The sequence below is a fragment of the Caulobacter sp. 17J65-9 genome, assembly GCF_010975005.1.
Taxonomy (GTDB): domain Bacteria; phylum Pseudomonadota; class Alphaproteobacteria; order Caulobacterales; family Caulobacteraceae; genus 17J80-11.
On the sequence record NZ_JAAIVC010000253.1, the window covers coordinates 1 to 3,642 of the forward strand.

Genomic DNA, 3,642 nt, shown 5'->3' on the forward strand with positions numbered 1-3,642 from the left:
GGCCGTGGGCGAGGCGGCCGCCTCGACGCCTGCGGTCATCGACCCGGCGCCCGAGCCCGCGGCGCCGGCCGCTCCGGCCGAGACGCCGTTGTTCTCCACCGGCACTGAGACCGAGACCCCCGGCGAGGCGCGCCCATCGAAGGCGCTGGTGCGCACGGTGATCCGGCGGCTCGACGCGTCGGATGTCGAGATGCTGGACGAGTGCGTCGCCTTCCACGGCCTGAAGGCGGGCGACTACGCCGCGTTGTTGAGCGCGGTGCGGGTGAAGCCCGCGCCCGGCCGGGAGCTTTGGTTTGTGCGCCCGGCGCTGGCGCCCCGCTGCGACGCCCTCTACGGCGCCCACCTGTTCCGCTACTTCCTGGTCGAGCGGCGCGCCGGCGGCGCGATGCGGGTGGTGTTCGAGAACGGCGGCGACGGTTTCGCCGTCTATCCGACGGTGAGCCACGGCCTGAACGATATCGAGACCACCGGCTGCACCGTGGGCGACTGCTGGATCGTGCGCCACGCCTACGACGGCAAGGCCTACCGGCCCGCGCGCTGCATGCACGAGATTGTCGGTGAACGCACCGAGCCGATGAACTGCGAGGATCTGGGCTAGCGGTTCAGCCCGCGAACGCCTTGCGCAGGCGCGCCGAGGCGGGCCGTTGGGCGCCGTCCTGGTTGACCAGCACGACCAGGACCAGCGGCGCGTCCTCGAACACGTCCAGCTGAGCGGCCGCGCCGATGGTGCCGCCGTTGTGGCCGAAGCTCGGGCGGCCGTTGACCGTGAGCCGGCCGAAGCCTGAGGCATAGGCGTCGATCGGGCCGCCGGGCCGGTCCATGCGCCCGCGCTCCGCCTTGAGGCCGGCCAGGGTCGCGGGCTTCAGGAGGCGCCCGTCCGTCAGCGCGACGGCGAAGCGGAACAGGTCGTCGACCGTGGATGCGCCGCCGCCGGCCGGGCCGCCGCGGCCGGGCCATTGGCTGCGGGCGTCGGTCCATTCGCCAGGCGTGCAGTTCGGCTGGGCGAAACAGCCGTTGGTGTAGCCGATAGCGAGGTCGGCGGCGGTCTCGCCGAGCGCGGGATAGCCCGTGCGCGTCATGCCGGCCGGCCGGAAGACGCGTCGGCGCACGCTCTCGTAGTAGTCGCGCCGGTCCAGCCGCTCGATCACCGCCCCCAGCAGCGCGAAGCCGGAGTTGCTGTAGGCGTAGCGGGCGCCCGGCTCGAACTGCGGCTGTTCCTCTCGGACCAGGTCGACATAGTCGGCGACCGAGCGGATCGACGCCCGCACCTGCGCCCAACCGGGCGAGCCGAAATAGCTGCCCAGGCCCGAGGTGTGCGTCAGCAGCTGGCCCAGCGTGATCCGCGAGGCGACGGCGGCCGGGAAGGCGGGCAGGTGGTCCGACAGGCGGTCGTCCAGCGAAAGCCGGCCCTCCTGCAGCAGCTGGCCGATCGCGACCGTGGTGAACAGCTTGCCGGCCGAGGCCAGGTTGAAGCGGGTGTCGGGCCGGTTGGCGATCTGGCGCTCGCGGTCGGCCAGCCCCCAGGCCTTGCGCAGAACGGGGCGGCCCCCGACCGCGGCCAGAGCCGCGCCGGACAGCCGCCCCTCGGCGGCGAGCGCGTCGAGCGCCTGTTCGGCGGCTGCGGCCGGATCCTCAGCGTTGGCGGGGAGGGCGACGGCCAGGGCGGACAGGCCCAGGCCCGTGAGCGCGAAGCGACGGGTGATGATCATGTCGCAAGCGTGGCCGTACGCTGTTACGTGGGGATGTCGCCTCTGTTTCGTCGCTGAAACCTTGGCGGTGCACGAAGGAGGGGCGGGATGCGGGCGATCTTCCTGGCGGCGGCGCTGTCGCTGACGGCTTCGGCGGCGTCCGCGGCGCCGGCGGACGGGCCGGTGCGCTATCGGCTGTCGCCGGTGTTCACCGACGAGCGGCTGACGGCCCTAGCCGTGGAGATCCGCTTCGCCGGGGACCGCGACGGCGAGACGGTCGTGAACCTGCCCGACGACTGGGCCGGCGAAAAGGAGCTGTACCGCCTGGTCGAGGACGTCACGGTCGACGGCGCGAAGCTGGAACGGCCTGAGCCGGCCAGGCTGGTCCTGCGCCACCGGCCCGGGCGCGAGCTGACGGTGCGCTACCGGGTCCGTTCGGGCTATGACGGCGCGCCGTCGACCGGCCAGTCCGGCGGCAATCCCTACCGGCCGATCGTGGCCGGCTACTGGTTCTCGGCGATCGGGACCACGGTGTTCGCGGCCCCGGAAGGTGACGGCGACGGCGGCGGCGCGCGGCCGGCCAGCTTCGCCTGGGGCGTCTTCCCGTTCGGCTGGCGGCTGGCCTCGGACCTGGAGCGCGAAGGCCTCAAGGTGGACGACGTCGGCGAGAGCGTGCTGGTCGGCGGGGCGAACCTGAACGTCCGGTCCCTGGGCGGGAGCGCGGCGCCCGTGCGGGTGGCGGTGCTGGGCGACTGGGGGCTCGACTGGAAAGCCTTCGACGACAAGATGGGCCGCATCGCCGCGGCCAGTTCGACCCTCTGGAACGACGGCGCCTCGCCCTTCCTGATCGCGGTCACCCCGCTGGCGGCGCGCGCCGACGGCCGCTCGCTGGGCGGCACGGGCCTGGGCGACGCGTTTTCGCTGTACGCCTCGACCAACACGCCGGACGCCGAGCTGCCGTGGCTGCTGGCGCACGAGCACCTGCACGCCTGGCTGCCGCGCGCCATCGGCGGCCTGTCCGACAAGGACGAGGCGCTGGGCTACTGGCTGAGCGAGGGCTTCACCAACTTCTACACCGGGCGCGTGCTGCTGCGCTCGGGCGTGTGGACGCTCGACCAGTATGTCGGCGACTTCAACCAGCGGCTCCAGGGCTACTGGACCTCACCCGGGCGGACCTTCTCGAACGCCCAGGTGGCCGAGGGCTTCTGGACCGACCCGCGGGTCAAGGACATGCCCTACCAGCGCGGCATGGTGATCGCGGCCCTGTGGGACGGGCGGCTGCGCGCGGCCAGCGGCGGCGCGCGCGACCTGGACGACCTGATGCTGGCCATGAAGGGCCCGGCCGTCGCGGGCGACGAGGCGCCGGTCCGGCTGGCGCGGCTGGCCCCGGGCGTGGGGCTCGAGCTGGGCGACGACCTGGCCCGCTATGTCGACCGGGGCGAGATGGTCAGCCTGCCGGCCGACCTCTTCGCCCCATGCGCGCGGGTGGAGACCGTCAGCCAGGCCGGGTTCGACGCCGGCTTCGACACCAGCGTGCTGCGCGATCCCAAGCCGGCGGCGCGCGCGGTGACGCCGTCGGGGCCGGCCTTCGCCGCGGGCCTGCGCGAGGGCGACCTGCTGCTGGGCTGGAGCATCTTTGGCGGCGACACCACCAGGGACATCGAGCTGACCGTTCGCTCGCCCGCGGCCGGCGCGCCGCAGCGCGACCTGCGCTATCGCCCGCTGGGCGCGCCCATGCCGGTCCAGCGGCTGGTGCTGGCCGAGGGGCTGAGCGCGCTCCAGCGCGAGGCGTGCGCGCGGTTCATGTCCGGCGAGGCGCCGGCGCCGGTGCTGAAGGGATGAGACGCGAACTCCGCCCGCGCCGTGGTCGTTGACGTTTGATGTGGCGCCAGGCGGTCGAGGTGGCGGTGATCGGGGCCGGGGCGGCCGGGCTGGCGGCCGGCCGGGCGGCGGC

Annotated in this window: 3 protein-coding genes; 2 read left to right on the forward strand and 1 reads right to left on the reverse strand. The window is 73.9% G+C overall.

Annotation, left to right across the window (positions count from 1 at the left end; genetic code table 11):
• Nucleotides 1-598, forward strand: a 598-nt coding sequence (locus tag G3573_RS20780) for a hypothetical protein (RefSeq protein WP_205598412.1), incomplete at its 5' end; no start/stop codon positions are given.
• Nucleotides 599-602: 4 nt separating this feature from the next.
• On the opposite strand, the gene G3573_RS20785 is transcribed toward G3573_RS20780, so the two are convergent.
• The gene (locus G3573_RS20785; RefSeq protein WP_163263561.1) at nt 603-1,709 is read right to left on the reverse strand and encodes a serine hydrolase domain-containing protein; all 1,107 of its coding nucleotides are present in this window, start codon (nt 1,707-1,709) and stop codon (nt 603-605) included.
• Nucleotides 1,710-1,796: 87 nt separating this feature from the next.
• On the opposite strand from G3573_RS20785, the gene G3573_RS20790 reads away from it, so the two are divergent.
• Complete coding sequence (locus G3573_RS20790) at nt 1,797-3,530, forward strand: hypothetical protein (protein ID WP_163263562.1); 1,734 nt, start codon at nt 1,797-1,799, stop codon at nt 3,528-3,530.
• Nucleotides 3,531-3,642: the final 112 nt, after the last annotated feature.

Bases quoted from the DNA above. Each gene is read 5' to 3' on its own strand.
- G3573_RS20785 (WP_163263561.1), bottom strand. From the start codon at position 1,709: ATGATCATCACCCGTCGCTTCGCGCTCACGGGCCTGGGCCTGTCCGCC.
- G3573_RS20790 (WP_163263562.1), top strand. From the start codon at position 1,797: ATGCGGGCGATCTTCCTGGCGGCGGCGCTGTCGCTGACGGCTTCGGCG.